Source organism: Streptomyces sp. NPDC050546 (assembly GCF_044457425.1).
Taxonomy (GTDB): Bacteria; Actinomycetota; Actinomycetes; order Streptomycetales; family Streptomycetaceae; genus Streptomyces.
This window is the reverse complement of record NZ_JBITGX010000016.1, coordinates 208,720-225,959: the sequence shown is the minus strand read 5'-3', so window position 1 is coordinate 225,959 and position 17,240 is coordinate 208,720. Positions and strand designations below refer to the sequence as shown.

Here is a 17,240-nt window from a genome sequence, read left to right as displayed (position 1 = left end):
TGGTACTGCAGGGGGGACCCTGTGGGAGAGTAGGACGCCGCCGAACAATTTTTATAGGAAACCCCGCATCTTCGGATGCGGGGTTTTCTGCGTTTCAGGGCCCCGCAGGGCCCTGAATGTCATAGGCGGCCGGCTGCCTTCAATGCCAAGTACGCATCCGCGAGTGCCGGTGCCAGGTCGTCCGGGGTCGCGTCCACGACTGTGACGCCGTGACGGCGGAGCTGTTCTGCCGTGCGGTGGCGTTCGGACTGGGCCTGGGCTGCCGCTGCGGCCTCGTAGACGGCGTCGGTGCTTCCGCGTGCTTTGGCCATTTCGGTGATGTGCGGGTCTGCCACCGATGCCAGTAGGACTGTGTGGCGCTGGGTGAGCTGGGAGAGAACCGGGAGCAGGCCTTCTTCGATGGGGGCCGTGTCCAGGGTGGTGAGCAGGACGATCAGGGAGCGGCGGGGGGACGTACGGAGGGCGGTGGCCGTGAGGCCCCGGGCGTCCGTTTCTACGAGCTCCGGCTCCAGCGTGGCCATCGCGTTGACCAGGGACGGAAGGACGTCGCCTGCGGTGCGGCCCTGGACGAGGGCGCGGACCCTGCGGTCATAGGCGAGGAGGTCGACACGGTCGCCGGCTCGGGACGCGAGGGCCCCGAGCAGCAGGGCCGCGTCCATGGAGGCGTCGAGGCGGGGTGCGTCGCCCACGCGGCCTGCCGAGGTGCGGCCGGTGTCGAGGACCAGGAGGATGTGGCGGTCGCGTTCGGGGCGCCAGGTGCGTACGGCGACCGTGGACTGGCGGGCTGTGGCGCGCCAGTCGATGGAACGGGTGTCGTCGCCGGGGACGTACTCGCGGAGGCTGTCGAATTCGGTGCCCTCGCCGCGGGTGAGCACGCTGGTGCGGCCGTCCAGTTCGCGGAGGCGGGCCAGTTTTGAGGGCAGGTGCTTGCGGCTGGTGAACGGGGGCAGGACGCGAACCGTCCAAGGGACCTTGTGGGTGCCCTGGCGGGAGAAGAGGCCGAGGGGGCCGTAGGAACGGATGGTGACCCGGTCGGCTTGGCGGTCGCCTCGGCGGGTGGGGCGGAGGCGGGTCGTCACGCGTCGGCGTTCGCCTGCGGGGACAGTGAGGCGGTGGCGGGAGGCTGTCGATTCCGTGCCCTGCTGCCAGCTGCTGGGGGGCCAGGCGTCGCGCAGGTGGGTGCGCAGCGGGCGGCGGGACGGGTTGGCGATCGTGAGAGTCACATCTGCTGTGTCTCCCAGGCGTACCGAGGTGTCGCCGGAGCGGGTCAGGCCCAGGCGTCGTACGGGCGCGGCCAGCGCGAAGTCGCAGGCGCAGGCCACGGCCAGGGGTGCGTTGACGGCCAGGATGCCCGTCCATCCGGGTTCCCAGATGCCGATGGGGAGGGAGCCCAGGGCCGCGATGAGGGCGGCGCGTCCGGTGAGTGCCATCAGCGGGGGACGGGGACGTGGGTGAGGATCGCGTTGATGACGGAGTCGGCTGTCACGCCTTCCATTTCGGCCTCCGGGCGGAGTTGAACGCGGTGGCGGAGGGTGGGGAGGGCCAGGGCCTTCACATCGTCCGGGATGACGTAGTCGCGGCCGGTCAGCCAGGCCCAGGCGCGGGCGGTGGCCAGGAGGGCCGTGGCGCCTCGGGGGGAGACGCCGAGGGTGAGGGACGGCGACTCGCGGGTGGCGCGGCAGATGTCGACGACGTAGCCGGTGATCTCCGCGGAGATGGTCGTCTTGGCGACCGCCACGCGGGCTGCTTCCAGGTCCGCGGGGCCCGCTACGGGGCGTACGCCGGCGGCGTGGAGGTCGCGTGGGTTGAAGCCCTCGGCGTGGCGGGTGAGGACGTCGATCTCGTCCTGGCGGGAGGGGAGGGGGATGGTGAGTTTGAGGAGGAAGCGGTCAAGCTGGGCTTCCGGGAGCGGGTAGGTGCCTTCGTACTCCACCGGGTTCTGGGTCGCTGCGACCAGGAACGGGTCGGGGAGGAGGCGGGGGGTGCCGTCCACCGTGACCTGGCGTTCCTCCATGGCTTCCAGGAGGGACGACTGGGTCTTGGGGGGCGTGCGGTTGATCTCGTCCGCGAGGAGCAGGTTGGTGAAGACCGGGCCGGGCTGGAAGGAGAACTCGGCGCTGCGGGTGTCGTAGACCAGGGAGCCGGTCACGTCGCTCGGCATCAGGTCGGGGGTGAACTGGACGCGCTTGGTGTCGAGTTCGAGGGCCGAGGCGAGGGCGCGGACCAAGAGGGTCTTGGCGACGCCGGGGACGCCTTCGAGGAGGACGTGGCCGCGGCAGAGCAGGGCGACGACGAGGCCGGTCACGGCGGGGTCCTGGCCGACCACGGCCTTGGCGATCTCGGCGCGCAGGGCCTCCAGGGCGGCTCGGGCGGTGCCCGGGTCCCCGGTCTGCCCGGCGTTGTCAGTGGTCGGGTCCATCATGGACGGCGTACCTCTCTTTCGAGGGCGTCGAGTCGGTCGGCGAGTGCGATGAGTGCTGCGTCGGTGCTGGGCGCTGGGCCGAAGAGGAGGGCGTGCAGGTCCTGGCCGTCGCCGTGGAGGTGGGCGGACAGGGCGGGGAGCAGGGCCTCGGGCGTGTGTGCCTGGGTGACGGGGACGCCGGTGAGGGGGGCGAGGCGGGTGCGGGTCGTGGAGCGAAGAGCGTTTGCCGCGCGGTCGCGGGCGTCGGCCTTGCGGTAGAGGCGGGCGCGGCCTTCGGCGGTCTCGGAGGCGCGGATCGCCACGGGGAGTTTTTCGGGCACGAGGGGGCCGAGTCGGCGTGCCCGCCAGAGGGCGGCCAGGGCTGCGGCGATGAAGAGTTGCAGGGTGCCCCAGAGCCAGCCCGAGGGGAGCAGGTCGAAGAAGCCGCGTTCGTCGTCGGTGCCGGTGGCCGACGTGTCGGAGAGCGAGGGGAGGTACCAGACCAGATGGGGTCGGGAGCCGAGGAGTTGGAGGGCGAGCGAGGCGTTGCCCTGCTGGTCGAGGCGGTCGTTGAGGAGGATGTCGGGAGCGCCGAGGGCGACGGTGTCGCCGTTCCCGGTCGTGTCCGGGACGCGCAGCAGGGTGGCCAGGCGCTCGCTGGGGTAGCACTGGTCGGCGTCGAGGTGCGTGGTGCTGTAGCGGACGCCGCCCGTGTCGGCGGTGCCCGCGCGCTGGGCGGCGGGCAGGTCGCAGTCGGGGGCGAGCGTCGAGTCGAGGCTGGTGGCGGGGTCGGCGGTGACGCCGGGGGCGAGCCGTTCGACGGAGGCGCTGCCGGAGGCGACCAGGACGGTTCGGCCGCCGGAGTCGGCGAACGAGTCGTGCAGGCGGGACTGCTGACCTCGGGTCAGGAGGTCGGGGGCGGCGACCAGGAGGGTGGTGTCCGGGCCGGATGCGGCGGCGGCCTCGTCCAGGGTGGTCACCACTCGGGTGTCCACGCCGCGGTCGGCGAGGAGTTCGGCCACGGCGCGGCTGCCGCCCGGGTCGGCGGAGCGCGGGTCGAGTTCGCCGTGGCGGGCGTCGGAGCGGATCACGGCGATGGCGATTGCTCCCGCGACGAGCAGCACGAGGGCGAGCACGATGCCGCGCGTGCGGGTCCACATCTGGCGGGCGGTGGGCGAGGCCGAGGTGGACGGGAGCGTGGCCTCGGTGGTCATTCGGCGGCTCCCTGGCGGGTGTGGGGGGCCGTGCTCTGGGCGCTGCTGGTGGCGAGCTGGGGCTTGGTGCGTTCCAGGTCGCGGTCGAGTTCGGCGATGCGGTGGTACGACTGCTCGGTCGCCGAGCGGCCGCCGTACGTCACGTCGTCGAAGTCCCGGGCGGCGGCGCGCAGTCGGTCGGTGTGGGCGGGCAGGGCCCGGCCGGCTTCGGCGGCCGCCTCGTCGGCGGTGCGGCCGGGGCGAACGTCGAGGAGTGCGCGTTCCTCCAGGGCACGGACGAGGGCCCGCATGCGTTCCTGGACGGCCTGGTTCCAGTGGCCCTGGGCGGCGTGTGCCTCGGCGGCGGAGCGGTGGTCGGCGGCGCTGCGGGGGCGGTCGTCGAACAGGGCGGCGGACGAGGTGGGCCCGCGGCGCGGGGTGCCCAGGCGCCACCACAGGGCGCCCAGGACCGCGACGACGGCCAGGATGATGACGGCCAGGCCGAGTGTGCCGCCGGGTGTCGCGGACGAGGCGGCGTTGAAGAGTTTGTCGAGCCAGTTCCAGAAGGCGTCGAGGGCGCGCTGGAAGAGGCTGGGGTCGTTCTCGTGGTACATGCCCTTGGACAGCTCGCGTCGGGCCGCCTCGCGCGCGGGGTCGCGTGGGGTGGTGAGGGGCGGCTCGTCGGTGGAGCGCGCCGACGACAGTACGGAGGTGTCGCCGGCGCGCAGGAGCGTCCGTATGGCGGTGTGTGGCAGTGCCGTTGTGAGAGGTTCCCCCGCCCAGCTCACGGCATCAGCTCCCCGGGGTGGTGCCGGGGGCGTTGGGGCCGTAGCCCTGGACGCCTGCGGCGCGGGCCAGTTCGAGGTCGAGGGCCTCGCGGCGGATGCGCTGGTCGATGTAGAGGAGCACGGTGACGCCGGCTGTGATCGGGAAGGTGATCATGGAGCCGATCACCGCGCCGATGCCGCTGACGATGAGGAAGGTCCAGCCGAGGCCGGCGCCGCCGCTGTTGAGCCAGCCGGTCACGCCGTCGCCGCTGAGGGCCGCGGCGAGGAAGGTGAACGGGATGACGATGATCGAGGCGACGACGTTCGCGATGATCGTGGCGAGCAGCTGGATACCGAAGATCCGCCACCAGGTGCCCTGGACGAGCTTCGCGGAGCGGCTCATGGCCTTCTTGATGCCCTGCTTCTCCAGCATCAGGGGGGGCGAGGCCAGGGAAAAGCGGATCATCAGCCAGAGGGCGACGATGCCGGCGCCGATGACGCCCAGGACGGTGAGGGCGACGCCTGGCCCGGTGCTCCCGGAGGCGGTGATGAGAATGCCGGGCAGGGTGCCCACGGTGACGATGCCGGCGGTGATGAGCAGCAACAAGCAGATGAGGCCGAACAGTTTGACGACCTGAGGGCGTGCGTCCCGCCAGGCCTCGCCGATGGTCACCGGCTTGCCGAGTACGGCGCGGCTGGTGACGGTGGTGAGCAGTGCGGTCGCGATGACGGTGCCGACCAGGGAGATCACGAAGACGACGCTGGAGTTGAGCAGGGCGTCGCTCATGGCGCGGCTCAGCTCGCTGAGGGTGGCGCTCGGGTCGTTGAGGGCTTCGGTGCTGGAGTTGTCCAGGACGAGGCCCTGGAACAGGACGACGATGATCTCGGTGAGGACCGCGACGGTCAGGGAGATGCCGAGGACCGTGCGCCAGTAGGTGCGCATGGTGGAGACGGCGCCGTCGAGGATCTCGCCCACGCCGAGGGGGCGCAGCGGGATGATGCCGGGTTTGGCGGCGGGCGGGGGGCCGCCCCAGCCGCTTCCCCAGCCGCCGTAGGCGCCGGGGCTACCGGGGGCTCCGTATCCGCCGCCGTATCCGCCGGGGCCTGCGGGTCCGCCAGGACCGTATCCGGCCGGGCCGTGGCCGCCGGGGGGCTGGGTGCCCCAGCCCGGGCCGGGTGGCGGGGGCGGGGGAGCCTGGCCGGGGACGGTCGGGGCGCTGGGGGCGGACCACTGGGCGGGTGGCGGCTGGTCCTTGGACCACTGCGGGCCGGGGCCCTGCGGGGCCTGGCCAGGCTGGCCCGCTTGGCCGGGCTGGTCCGTGGGCTGTCCCGGGCCGGGGCGGTCGGTGGGCTCGGCAGTACCGGACGGGTCCGGCTTCTGCCCGTCGGACGGGGCGGATCCGGGCGAGGCCCAGCCCGGAGTGTCGTTCATCGTCGCTCCTTCACGGTGCCCGTCCGCGGTCGCGGCGGCAGGTTGGCAGCCATCGTGCCATGGGGTGGTCTTGGAATGACCGGCCGCGGTATGGGCTGCGTACCTTCAATTGTCCGCTCGATTGGGGGCAGACTGACCGCATGGCTGATCAGTACGCGTACAGCGGCGATGACAAGCGGCCGACCGAGATCTCCGCGATCCGTTGGGAGGAGCCACCGGAAGGACCCGTACTGGTCCTTCTCGACCAGACGAGGCTGCCGGCCGAGGAGGTCGAGCTGGTCTGCACGGACGCGCCCGCGCTGGTGGAGGCGATCCGCTCGCTCGCGGTGCGCGGGGCGCCGCTGCTCGGTATCGCGGGGGCGTACGGTGTCGCGCTCGCCGCCGTGCGGGGCTTCGACGTGGACGAGGCCGCGGCGGCGCTGGCGAGTGCCCGGCCCACCGCGGTGAATCTGGCCCTCGGTGTGCGCCGGGCGCACTCGGCCCATGAGGCGGCGCTCGCCAAGGGCGGTGATGTCAGGCAGGCGGCCTCGGCAGCGCTGGCCGCGGCGCGGCAGTTGCACCGGGAGGATGCCGAGGCGAGTGCGCGGATGGCCGAGCACGGGCTGACGCTGCTGGACGAACTGCTGCCCGGCGGTGGGCACCGGATCCTCACCCACTGCAACACCGGTTCGCTGGTGTCGGGCGGGGAGGGGACGGCGTTCGCGGTGGCGCTCGCGGCGCACCGGGTGGGCAGGCTCCGGCGCCTGTGGGTGGACGAGACGCGGCCGTTGCTGCAGGGCGCTCGCCTGACGGCGTACGAGGCGGCGCGCAGCGGGATGGCGTACACGCTGCTCACCGACAACGCTGCGGGGTCGCTGTTCGCCGCAGGGGAGGTGGACGCGGTGCTGATCGGGGCGGACCGCATCACGGCGGACGGCTCGGTCGCGAACAAGGTGGGGAGTTATCCGCTGGCGGTGCTGGCGCGGTACCACCATGTGCCGTTCATCGTGGTGGCGCCGGTGACGACGGTGGATCCGGACACCCCGGACGGGGCGTCCATCGAGGTCGAGCAGCGTCCTGGTCACGAGGTGACCGAGGTGGTGGCGCCGCAGGCGCCGGTGGCCGGTGCGTCGGAGGCGGGGGGTGGCATTCCCGTGGCGCCGCTGGGGACGCAGGCGTACAACCCGGCGTTCGATGTGACTCCGGCCGAGCTGGTGACGGCGATCGTCACGGAGGAGGGTGTGGTTTCGCCGGTGACGGCGGAGGCGCTGGCGGAGGTGTGTGCGCGGTCGCGGAGGGTGACGACGGGCTGAGTCGGACGGCTGTCGGAGCGGGTGCGGGGCGGGCGGGCTCCGGCGGTCGCGTCCCTCGCCCGTGTGCCGCGGGCCCGGTCGGCGGGCGCCGTGGAGATCAACTATGGGCGGGCGAGGGCAGACAGTAGCGCTTGCTGCGACTATGGTCACTGGCCGGTGACCTACCTCACCACTGCCTTCGCCACTGTTATGAGAATGGGATGATGTCGTTTATGAAGGGACGAGTCCTTGTCGTCGACGACGACACCGCACTGGCCGAGATGCTCGGCATCGTGCTGCGTGGTGAGGGTTTTGAGCCGTCTTTCGTGGCCGACGGTGACAAGGCGCTGGCCGCTTTCCGTGAGGCCAAGCCCGATCTGGTGCTGCTGGACCTGATGCTGCCCGGTCGGGACGGCATCGAGGTGTGCCGTCTGATCAGGGCGGAGTCCGGGGTGCCGATCGTGATGCTCACGGCGAAGAGCGACACGGTTGACGTCGTGGTGGGCCTGGAGTCGGGTGCCGACGACTACATCGTGAAGCCGTTCAAGCCGAAGGAGCTGGTCGCCCGGATCCGGGCGCGGCTGCGGAGGTCGGAGGAGCCCGCTCCGGAGCAGCTCGCCATCGGTGACCTGGTCATCGACGTGGCCGGGCACTCCGTGAAGCGGGACGGGCAGTCGATCGCGCTGACGCCGCTGGAGTTCGACCTGCTGGTCGCGCTCGCGCGCAAGCCGTGGCAGGTGTTCACGCGCGAGGTGCTGCTGGAGCAGGTGTGGGGCTACCGGCACGCGGCGGACACGCGGCTGGTCAACGTGCATGTGCAGCGGCTGCGCTCCAAGGTCGAGAAGGACCCGGAGAAGCCGGAGATCGTGGTGACCGTCCGTGGTGTCGGGTACAAGGCAGGACCGAGCTGACATGTCCGGCGACAGTGCCGCTTCGGCGCCCGGACGGTCCGGGGCCCGCCCGGGGCGGCCTGTCGGGCGGAAGAAGGCGGGTTCCCGCTGGGGACGGTTCCTGGAGAGCGGGCTGCTGCTCCAGGGCGGCGTTCAGGGCAGTCCGGTCATCCGCCTGTTCATGCGGTGGGTGCGCCGGCCCTTGCTGCCCGTCATGCGGCTGTGGCGGCGCAACATCCAGCTCAAGGTCGTCGTCACGACGCTGCTGATGTCGCTGGGTGTGGTGCTGCTGCTGGGCTTCGTCGTCATCGGGCAGGTGCGCAACGGCCTGCTGGACGCGAAGGTGAAGGCGTCCCAGAGTCAGGCCACCGGCGGGTTCGCGGTGGCCAAGCAGCGGGCCGACGAGGCGGCGAGCGGGACCGGCGACGATGTCGCCACGGCGGACGGCCGTCCCGCGCAGAACGTCATCCAGTGGATGAGTGATCTGGTGTCCTCGCTGTCCAGTGGCGGGCAGGGCGCGTTTGACGTGGTCACGCTTCCGGCTTCCGACGCCGATGGTGCGGGCGGGCGCGGTCCGCGTGCCTCCGGTGAGGTGGACTGGAGCAAGAGTGTGCCCGCGGCGCTGCGGGAGCGGATCGGCAGCAGTACGGCGGCCGCGCAGAGCTACAGCCGGGTCATCTACAACAACGACACCAAGGACTCCCAGCCCGCTCTGGTCATCGGCAAGCAGGTCAACGACCCGAACGGCGATCCTTACCAGCTCTACTACCTCTTCCCGCTCACCCAGGAGGAGAAGTCGCTGAGCCTGGTCAAGGGGACTCTGGCGACGGCCGGGCTGTTCGTCGTGGTGCTGCTCGGGGCCATTGCCTGGCTCGTGGTGCGGCAGGTCGTCACGCCGGTGCGGATGGCGGCGGGGATCGCCGAGCGGCTGTCGGCCGGGCGGCTTCAGGAACGTATGAAGGTCACCGGCGAGGACGACATCGCGCGGCTCGGCGAGGCCTTCAACAAGATGGCGCAGAACCTTCAGCTGAAGATCAGCCAGCTGGAGGACCTGTCGCGCATGCAGCGCCGGTTCGTGTCGGACGTGTCGCACGAGCTGCGTACGCCGCTGACGACCGTACGGATGGCGGCGGACGTCATCCATGAGGCGCGGGAGGACTTCGACCCGATCACCGCGCGGTCGGCGGAGCTGCTCGCCGACCAGCTGGACCGGTTCGAGTCGCTGCTCGCGGACCTGCTGGAGATCAGCCGTTTCGACGCGGGTGCCGCGGCGCTGGAGGCGGAGCCGATAGACCTCAGGGAGGTCGTGCGGCGGGTGGTCAGCGGGGCCGAGCCGCTCGCGGAGCGCAAGGGCACGCAGATCCGGGTGTCCGGAGACCAGCAGCCCGTCGTCGCCGAGGCCGACGCCCGGCGCGTGGAGCGTGTGCTGCGCAATCTCGTCGTGAACGCCGTGGAGCACGGTGAGGGCAGGGATGTCGTCGTCAAGCTCGCCGCTGCCGGTGGCGCGGTCGCCGTCGCGGTGCGGGACTACGGGGTCGGGCTGAAGCCGGGCGAGGCGACCCGGGTGTTCAGCCGCTTCTGGCGGGCTGACCCGGCACGCGCGCGTACCACGGGTGGTACGGGGCTCGGGCTGTCCATCGCCCTGGAGGACGCGCGGCTGCACGGCGGCTGGCTGCAGGCTTGGGGTGAGCCGGGCGGCGGTTCACAGTTCCGGCTGACGCTGCCCAGGACGGCGGACGAGCCGCTGCGGGGCTCCCCGATACCGCTGGAGCCCAAGGACTCACGGCGCAACCGGGGGCTCGACGACGCGGGTCTGCCGCGCGGCGGTAGGGACGGCGAGAAGCGGGCGACCGTGCCGGCGCAGCCGGCGAGCGGTCCGGTGCCGCCGGGTCAGGCGCGGAACCCGATACCGCCGCGGGCGGCCACGGTGGCTCCTACGGCCGATCCGACGGCGCTGCCCGGCAACGGCGCGCGCGTGGTGCCGCGGCCCGCCTCCGGCACGCGGCGGCCGGACGATCCGGCAGCGGAGCCGTCGGCTCGTGGCGGGAGTGCGGAGGGCCCGGCGGGCTCGGTCGGCACCGGCGGTGTGGGTGGTACGGCGGGGGCGGCTCGCGACGAGGATGCGGGCGATCCGGCCGGTACGGCTGGTGACGGGGCCGGCAGTGATTCTGCGGGGACGCCCCGGGAACCGGTCGCGAGCGAGCCGCGGCACAAGGACAACGGCTCCGCGGGCTCGGGCAGGGAAGTCGAGCCGGGACACGCGGACAGGCAAGGGGAGGCATCTCGTGGGCGCTGACCGCGAGGGGCGCGGTCGGCGTACGCCCGCGCGCGTGATGGCGTACGCCGCCGGTGGAGTGCTGGTGCTGGCGGGGTGTGCCTCGATGCCGGACAGCGGGGATCTGCGGGGCGTGGAGTCCACGCCGCGCCAGGACACCCAGGTGCGGGTGTTCGCCGTACCGCCGGGGGAGGACGCGCCGCCCTCGGAGATCGTGCAGGGCTTCCTGGAGGCGCTCACCAGCGACGATCCGCACTACAAGACCGCGCGCCAGTACCTGACCGGCGAGGCCGCGAAGACCTGGCGGCCTGAGCTGTCCACCACGGTGCTCACGGACGGGCCGGGTGCCAAGGCCGAGGGTGCCGGCGGCCGGGAGGACACGGGCGAGATCTCGTACACGCTGACCGGCACCAAGGTGGCCACCGTGGATGCGCAGCAGTCGTACGCGCCGGCGACCGGGGCCTACGGCAGGACCGTGCACCTGACGCAGGACGAGAAGACGAAGCAGTGGCGGATCGACGTGCTGCCCCAGGGTGTCCTGATGGGCCAGTCGGACTTCCAGCGCAACTACATGTCCGTCAACAAGTACTACTTCGCCTCGAACACCATGGCGGCCGGGGCGAACACGCAGCCCACGGCGGTCGCCGACCCCGTCTACGTCCGCCGGCGCGTGCAGCCCATGACGCAGATGGTGCGCTCCCTGCTCAACGGGCCCACGCGGTGGCTGGGGCCTGTGGTCAGGTCGAGCGTGCCCACGGGTGCGGCGCTGGCGAAGGACGCCGGCTCACTGACGCCCGACGAGCGGAACAAGCTCACGGTCCCGCTCAACGACAGGGCCGCGGGCATCGGCACCAACCGGTGCCAGGAGATGGCCGCCCAGATGCTGTTCACGCTGCGGAATCTCAGCCCGGCGGTGGACGAGGTCGAGCTGCGGGCCGGCGGGGCGGAGCTGTGCTCGCTCACGCAGGAAGCGGCCGATGCGGCGGCCTTCCGGACCACGGCGCGCCACCCCGACTACCTGTACTTCGTCGACGCCAAGGACCGGCTCGTACGGATCCCGGCGGGCAGCAGCGACACCAAGCCGGACACGGCGCCGGGGGCGCTGGGCGAGGGTGACACCGCGCTGCGGTCGGTGGCGGTGTCGCGGGACGAGCACACCGCGGCCGGTGTCGGCCTCGACGGCAGGTCGCTGTATGTGGGGTCGCTGGTCTCGGGCGGTTCGCTGGGCGAGCCGGTGCTGCGCAGCCAGGGCCGGACCGAGGAGGACCGGCTGACGACACCCAGCTGGGACGCGGACGACGGCCTGTGGGTGGCCGACCGTGACCCGGACGACCCCCGCCTGCTTCTGTTCCAGGAGGGCAAGGGCGATCCGCTGGAGGTGCGCACACCGCACCTGGACGGACGGATCCAGTCCGTGCGGGTGGCCGCCGACGGGGTGCGGATCGCGCTCGTCGTGGAGAAGGGCGGCAAGAAGACCCTGCTCATCGGGCTGATCGAGCGGGAGGAGAAGCCGGGCGGGAAGCCGGCCGTCCGGGTGGTCGAACTTCGCTCCGCGACGCCGGAGTTGGAGGAGGTCACGGCCATGTCGTGGGCCGGGGACAGCCGGCTCGTGGTGGTCGGGCGCGAGCACGGGGGCGTGGAGCAGATGCGGTACGTCCAGGTCGACGGCTCCACGCCGGACGTGCCGGCGCCCGCGGCGCTGACCGGCGTCAAGGAGGTGACCGCCGCCGAGGACGACCGGCTGCCGCTGGTGGCGTACTCGGTGGACGGGATCGTCCGGCTGCCGTCGGGCGCGCAGTGGCAGAAGGTGACCGAGGGGACGGCGCCGGTCTATCCGGGGTGAGCTCCGGTCCATGGTGCCGGTCTACCCGGGGTGAGCCCCGGTCCATGGTGCCGGTCTACCCGGGGTGAGCCCCGGTTCATGGCGCCGGTTTTTGTCCCGGGTGAGCGCCGGTTCATGCCGCCGGTTTGCCCTGGGTGAGGCGTCCCGGTGGGGATGCGGTGGGTGCTGGCGAGGGCCGGTGGAAGTCGGCCGTCGGCCTGGGGCGACGCGTTGTTCACAGGGAGTTGTCCACAGGGGTGGCAGGGGGTCCTCGCTGTTGGCACAGTGGTGCCATGCGGGGGTGGTGGCAGGACCTCACCGACCTGGTGCTGCCGGGCGAGTGCGGGGGCTGCGGGGCGCCTCGTACGGTGCTGTGCGCGAAGTGCCGTGCGGTGCTGAGCGGAGCCGTGGCGCATCGGGTGCGGCCGGTGCCGGAGCCACCGGGGCTGCCGGTGGTGCACGCGGCTGCTCGGTACGCGGACGAGGTCCGGGCGACGCTGCTGGCCCACAAGGAACGGGGGGCCCTGGTACTCGCCGGCCCGCTCGGGGCTGCTCTGGCGGGAGCGGTACGGGAGGGGCTTGCAGCAGTGCGGAGCGGGTCCAGGCGCGGAGGGGCGCGGTCGTGGGGCAGCGGGCCGCCTGTGCTGCTCGTGCCCGTTCCGTCCGGGCGGCGGGCCGTGCGGGCCCGGGGGCATGATCCGGCGCGGCGGATCGCGCTCGCGGCGGCGGGTGAGCTGCGGCGGAGCGGGGTGCCGGCCAGGGTGCTCGGCGTGCTGCGGCAGCGGCGGGCCGTGGCCGACCAGTCGGGGCTCAACTCCCGGCAGCGGCTGGACAATCTCGCGGGCGCGCTGGCGGTGGTGCCCGGTGGTGCCCGGCTGCTCTCCGAGGGCCCGGTCGTCCTGGTCGACGACGTGATGACCACGGGGGCGTCCCTGACGGAAGCCGCGCGTGCCGTGCGGTCGGTGGCGGGGCTGGTTTCGAACGCTGCGGGGACTGGGGCCGTGTACAGGGGAGAGACGTGGGAAAGCAGAGAAGAACAGAACGTCGGAACAAGGCGAGAGAGGACGGGCCGATGGCCCGCCCGGCAGGGAATCACGGGTGCGGGCGGCGCCAGTGCGGTCGTTGACGTGGTGTGCGCGGCTGTGGTCGCGGCATCGCCGGACTCTTTCGAAATAAACCGGAACTGACTGAGAACTTGCGTCGTTGCAGGTAACGAGAGGGCCTATTCACCTGAACGGAGGTACGCCGCAGTAGAGGGTGACGACATCCGTCCGGGCGAGATATGTTCGGTTGAGAGGGAAAGCCGCAGGCCACACCTCTCAAAACCGAATGCCGTGCTGCGGGTTTTTCTTCATCACTCGCGACGGTGGAGTGGAGATCTCGCTCACGGGGGAGGAGGTGGAAGTCACCGAGTGTCCGAGGTTCCGGGTCTCACCGGAACCTGGTGCAAAAGGGAGATGCTCCGCACCGAAGCGGAGTGATCCGGGAACGGAGTTCTGCGTGGACATCGTCGTCAAGGGCCGCAAGACCGAGGTGCCCGAGCGGTTCCGGAAGCACGTGGCCGAGAAGCTGAAGCTGGAGAAGATCCAGAAGCTCGATGGCAAGGTGATCAGCCTCGACGTCGAGGTGTCCAAGGAGCCCAACCCCCGGCAGGCCGACCGCTGTGACCGAGTGGAGATCACGCTCCGCTCCCGCGGTCCGGTGATCCGGGCGGAGGCAGCGGCGAGCGATCCGTACGCGGCGCTCGACCTGGCGGCGGAAAAGCTGGAAGCCCGGCTGCGCAGGCAGCACGACAAGCGGTTCTCGCGTCGTGGCTCGCGCCGGATCCCGGCCGCCGAGGTCGCCGACCACGTCCCGGGTGTGGCGACGCTCAACGGCAACGGCCTGGTGCCGACCGCGCAGGAAGAGCCGGAGGCCGTGCCCACGAAGAAGATCGGCTCGCTGGAAGTACAGGGTGACGGCCCCATCGTCGTCCGCGAGAAGACCCACGTCGCAGCGCCCATGACCCTCGACCAGGCTCTCTACGAGATGGAGCTGGTCGGGCACGACTTCTACTTGTTCGTCGACTCCGAGACCAAGGAACCGAGTGTCGTCTACCGACGGCACGCCTACGACTACGGCGTGATCCACCTCAGCACGGACACGATGGTCACGCAGGTGCACGCCCCCGATGCGGGTGGTGCGCTCGGCGGCTGACCGTGCCGGGTGACAGCGGAGCAGGTGCCCCTGGAGCGCGTGTGCGCCCCCAGGGGCACCCCTGTGCGACCACTGCGCGCCCCGCTCGGTCGCCCCGGTGCCGTCCGGGCATGAAATCATGGTGGCAGCGATCCAACCGGTGGGTCGTTGCTCTGGGTTGGCGATGGCTCAGGACCTCAGGCCACAGCCTTCAGGGGGAGGAACGATGGCGGACAGCTTCGGACCGATGCGTGACGAGGATGCCGACGACGGCGTCGTCGGCATGGGCCCGGACACGGACTCTCCACGCAAGGAGCCGATCAGAGTCCTTGTGGTGGACGACCACGCCCTGTTCCGCCGTGGCCTGGAGATCGTGCTCGCGGCCGAGGAGGACATCCAGGTCATCGGGGAGGCCGGTGACGGTGCCGAGGCCGTCGAGAAGGCTGCCGACCTGCTGCCCGACATCGTCCTGATGGACGTGCGGATGCCCAAGCGGGGCGGGATCGAGGCGTGCACCTCCATCAAGGAAGTCGCACCCAGCGCCAAGATCATCATGCTGACGATCAGCGATGAGGAAGCCGATCTCTACGACGCCATCAAGGCGGGTGCGACCGGCTATCTCCTCAAGGAGATCTCGACGGACGAGGTGGCCACCGCCATTCGCGCGGTGGCCGACGGGCAGTCGCAGATCAGCCCGTCCATGGCGTCGAAGCTGCTCACCGAGTTCAAGTCGATGATCCAGCGCACGGACGAGCGCCGGCTGGTGCCCGCGCCGCGGCTGACGGACCGCGAACTCGAAGTCCTCAAACTCGTCGCGACGGGGATGAACAACCGTGACATCGCCAAGGAGTTGTTCATCTCCGAGAACACCGTGAAGAACCATGTGCGCAACATCCTGGAGAAGCTGCAGTTGCACTCCAGGATGGAGGCGGTGGTGTACGCGATGCGGGAGAAGATTCTCGAGATTCGGTGAAGCGTGAAGCGGTGAATCGGTGATCCGGTAGAGCTCAGCCAAGGATGCGGGCAATCTCCTTCGTGAGGGGCTCGCGCAGAGCCGGAGTGTCGACCCGCTCCACGCGCACGTCCGTGCAGTTCACCCAGGTCGCCGCCTCGGCCAGGGCCTGGGCGACGGCCGGGACCGCCTTCGGGCCGTCGAGCGTGACCTGCCTGGCCACCAGCGTGCCGCCCTCGCGGGCCGGGTCCACGCGGCCGACGAGCCGGCCGCTGGCCAGGACCGGCATCGCGAAGTAGCCGTGCACCCGCTTCTGCTTGGGGACGTAGGCCTCCAGGCGGTGGGTGAAGCCGAAGATCCGCTCCGTGCGCGCCCGCTCCCAGATCAGGGAGTCGAACGGCGACAGGAGGGTGGTGCGGTGGCGGCCGCGCGGAGGTGTCTCCAGGGCCGCGGGGTCGGCCCAGGCCGGCTTGGACCAGCCCTCGACCGAGACCGGGACCAGGCCCGAGTCGGCGATCACCGCGTCGACCTGTTCGCCCTTGAGGCGGTGGTAGTCGGCGATGTCCGCGCGGGTGCCGACGCCGAGGGACTGACCCGCCAGGCGGACCAGGCGGCGCACGCACTCGGTGTCGTCGAGCTCGTCGTGCAGCAGGGGCTGCGGGACGGCGCGCTCGGCGAGGTCGTAGAGGCGCTTCCAGCCGCGGCGCTCCACGCAGACCACCTCGCCGTACATCAGGGCGCGTTCGACGGCGACCTTCGTGCCGGACCAGTCCCACCAGTCGTTCGTCTTCTTCGCGCCGCCCAACTCCGTGGCGGTGAGGGGGCCTTCGGAGCGGAGCTGCTTGATGACCTGGTCGTAGACACCGTCCGGGAGCTCGTGGTTCCAGTGCGGGCGGTTGCGGTAGGCGCGGCGGCGGAAGGCGAAGTGGGGCCACTCCTCGATGGGGAGGATGCAGGCCGCGTGGGACCAGTACTCGAAGGCATGGGTGTCCTGCCAGTAGGCGTTCTCGACTGTCTTCCGGCCTACCGCGCCCAGGCGGGCGTACGGGACGAGCTCGTGGGAGCGGGCCAGGACCGAGATGGTGTCGAGCTGTATCGCGCCCAGGTGGCGGAGGATGCCGCGGACGCCGGAGCGGCGGTCCGGGGCGCCGAGGAAGCCCTGGGCGCGGAGCGCCAGGCGGCGGGCCTCGTCTGCGGAGAGTTGTGCGGTGGGGCGCGGGGTGGTCATGGGTCCGCACGATAGGGGGTGGGACTGACAATCGGGCGTGACCTGCGGGGTTGGGTGTCCGGTGCTGGGTGTTGGTGCTGGGGGCGGGGCGATTCGCAGCCCGGCGTTGCGGGGTGCCTCCCCCACTCTCGGCTTCGCTCGAGCGGGGGGACCCCCACCGCCCACCCGTGCCGCCCCTAGCGGCACGCATGCCCGCAGCTAGGGCTCACTCGGGTTGCTCCTGGCGGCACGCATGCCCGCAGCTAGGGAGTGGGCGGGGTGCCGGGCGGTGCCGGGAGGTATGGGGCCGTTGAGGGGAGGCTCAGGTCTGAGGGGAGGAGGGAGCCTACCCAGGAGTCTCGGCGGACTCCCTTGTTATTGACGGCGGCGCGCAGGGTGCCTTCGATGGTGAAGCCGGAGCGTTCCGCCACGGCGCGGGAGGCGCGGTTGCCCACCTCGGCGCGCCATTCGATGCGGTCGAGCGCGGCGTGGACGAAGGCCCAGCGGCAGGCGGTGAGGACGGCCTCCGTGATGTAGCCGTTGGCGCGGTGCCGCTTCGTGGCCCAGAAGCCGATCTCGCCGACGCCCAGGGCGCGCATGGTGATGCCGAGCATGCCCGCCAGCTCTCCGGAGTGGAGGAAGACGCCGAGAGTGAACATGGACCCGTCCGTCCAGCCGTCCGGGACCATCTGTTCCGTGAAGCCCTGGGCGTGCTCGCGGAGGTAGGGCGAGGGGATCGTGGTCCAGCGCTGGATGTCGGGGTCCTGGCAGGCGTCGTACACCGCGTCGGTGTCCTGAGGGCCGACCGTGCGCAGCAGGAGGCGGTCCGTGGTGAGGGTGACGGGATCCATCGGC

General features: G+C 71.6%; 14 protein-coding genes. 7 read left to right on the top strand and 7 right to left on the bottom strand.

The annotated features are described in order from the left end of the window. Positions 1 to 119 precede the first annotated feature (119 nt). Genes ACIBK5_RS33845 through ACIBK5_RS33825 form a run of 5 tightly spaced genes read right to left on the bottom strand, consistent with a single transcriptional unit; the run spans position 120 to position 5,793 of the window. Positions 120 to 1,430 (bottom strand): DUF58 domain-containing protein, encoded by a 1,311-nt coding sequence (locus ACIBK5_RS33845; protein WP_399025623.1) that lies wholly within the window; start codon positions 1,428 to 1,430, stop codon positions 120 to 122. Beyond that, positions 1,430 to 2,419, bottom strand: a complete 990-nt coding sequence (locus tag ACIBK5_RS33840) for an AAA family ATPase (RefSeq protein WP_399025649.1) — start codon at positions 2,417 to 2,419, stop codon at positions 1,430 to 1,432. Before ACIBK5_RS33840 ends, ACIBK5_RS33845 begins: the two co-directional genes overlap by 1 nt. Then, positions 2,419 to 3,615 (bottom strand): DUF4350 domain-containing protein, encoded by a 1,197-nt coding sequence (locus ACIBK5_RS33835; RefSeq protein WP_399025621.1) that lies wholly within the window; start codon positions 3,613 to 3,615, stop codon positions 2,419 to 2,421. The genes ACIBK5_RS33840 and ACIBK5_RS33835 overlap by 1 nt, the downstream gene beginning before the upstream one ends. Then, complete coding sequence (locus ACIBK5_RS33830) at positions 3,612 to 4,382, bottom strand: DUF4129 domain-containing protein (protein WP_399025620.1); 771 nt, start codon at positions 4,380 to 4,382, stop codon at positions 3,612 to 3,614. Before ACIBK5_RS33830 ends, ACIBK5_RS33835 begins: the two co-directional genes overlap by 4 nt. 4 nt (positions 4,383 to 4,386) lie before the next feature. Continuing rightward, positions 4,387 to 5,793 (bottom strand): glycerophosphoryl diester phosphodiesterase membrane domain-containing protein, encoded by a 1,407-nt coding sequence (locus ACIBK5_RS33825; protein WP_399025618.1) that lies wholly within the window; start codon positions 5,791 to 5,793, stop codon positions 4,387 to 4,389. Positions 5,794 to 5,933: 140 nt separating this feature from the next. On the opposite strand from ACIBK5_RS33825, the gene mtnA reads away from it, so the two are divergent. From mtnA to ACIBK5_RS33790, 7 genes are all read left to right on the top strand, one after another. After that, on the top strand, positions 5,934 to 7,085 hold the full coding sequence (mtnA, locus tag ACIBK5_RS33820) for an S-methyl-5-thioribose-1-phosphate isomerase (RefSeq protein WP_399025616.1): 1,152 nt from the start codon (positions 5,934 to 5,936) through the stop codon (positions 7,083 to 7,085). Between the two features lie 200 nt (positions 7,086 to 7,285). Next, positions 7,286 to 7,975 (top strand): two-component system response regulator MtrA, encoded by a 690-nt coding sequence (gene mtrA, locus ACIBK5_RS33815; RefSeq protein ID WP_009188938.1) that lies wholly within the window; start codon positions 7,286 to 7,288, stop codon positions 7,973 to 7,975. 1 nt (position 7,976) lies between these two features. After that, on the top strand, positions 7,977 to 10,250 hold the full coding sequence (gene mtrB / locus ACIBK5_RS33810) for an MtrAB system histidine kinase MtrB (protein WP_399025614.1): 2,274 nt from the start codon (positions 7,977 to 7,979) through the stop codon (positions 10,248 to 10,250). After that, a complete protein-coding gene (locus ACIBK5_RS33805) occupies positions 10,240 to 12,072 on the top strand; it encodes an LpqB family beta-propeller domain-containing protein (RefSeq protein WP_399025612.1) in 1,833 nt (610 codons plus the stop codon). Before mtrB ends, ACIBK5_RS33805 begins: the two co-directional genes overlap by 11 nt. Before the next feature lie 272 nt (positions 12,073 to 12,344). Next, on the top strand, positions 12,345 to 13,238 hold the full coding sequence (locus ACIBK5_RS33800; protein WP_399025610.1) for a ComF family protein: 894 nt from the start codon (positions 12,345 to 12,347) through the stop codon (positions 13,236 to 13,238). 313 nt (positions 13,239 to 13,551) lie between these two features. After that, positions 13,552 to 14,247, top strand: a complete 696-nt coding sequence (gene hpf / locus ACIBK5_RS33795; protein ID WP_399025608.1) for a ribosome hibernation-promoting factor, HPF/YfiA family — start codon at positions 13,552 to 13,554, stop codon at positions 14,245 to 14,247. 205 nt (positions 14,248 to 14,452) lie between these two features. After that, positions 14,453 to 15,199: a response regulator transcription factor gene (locus ACIBK5_RS33790; RefSeq protein ID WP_010039804.1), complete on the top strand. Its 747-nt coding sequence runs from the start codon at positions 14,453 to 14,455 to the stop codon at positions 15,197 to 15,199. Between the two features lie 34 nt (positions 15,200 to 15,233). Here the strand turns inward: ACIBK5_RS33790 and ACIBK5_RS33785 are convergent, their stop codons facing one another. Further along, the gene (locus tag ACIBK5_RS33785) at positions 15,234 to 16,406 is read right to left on the bottom strand and encodes a winged helix-turn-helix domain-containing protein (RefSeq protein WP_399025605.1); all 1,173 of its coding nucleotides are present in this window, start codon (positions 16,404 to 16,406) and stop codon (positions 15,234 to 15,236) included. Between the two features lie 242 nt (positions 16,407 to 16,648). Further along, positions 16,649 to 17,236, bottom strand: a complete 588-nt coding sequence (locus ACIBK5_RS33780) for a GNAT family N-acetyltransferase (protein ID WP_399025603.1) — start codon at positions 17,234 to 17,236, stop codon at positions 16,649 to 16,651. Positions 17,237 to 17,240 lie beyond the last annotated feature (4 nt).